The following is a 255-nucleotide window of genomic DNA, read 5'->3' as shown; positions in this document are numbered from 1 at the left end:
ACACGTTCATAGACATATTGAATTGACAGCCGTTTTAAATGGAGACATTTAAAACAACAAAAATGAGAGTAAGAAGAATTGAGAGATTCGAAAAAACCTAGCATTCTTTGTCTAAAAAAACGAAGCGTAAGCTTCAACAAATATACGATGAAGAGTTTGATCCTGGCTCAGGATGAACGCTAGCGGCAGGCTTAACACATGCAAGTCGAGGGGTAGGTTACTTCGGTAACTGAGACCGGCGCACGGGTGCGTAAC

At 41.6% G+C, this 255-nt stretch carries 1 rRNA gene; it reads left to right on the top strand.

The window, feature by feature from the left end:
* Window positions 1–144: 144 nt before the first annotated feature.
* Window positions 145–255 (top strand): 16S ribosomal RNA (locus tag EQG63_RS12185); the annotation flags it as partial.

Origin of the sequence: Flavobacterium amnicola, from assembly GCF_004122165.1 — a bacterium.
Taxonomy (GTDB): Bacteria; Bacteroidota; Bacteroidia; order Flavobacteriales; family Flavobacteriaceae; genus Flavobacterium; species Flavobacterium amnicola.
This window is presented reverse-complemented; position numbering and strand designations above follow the sequence as displayed.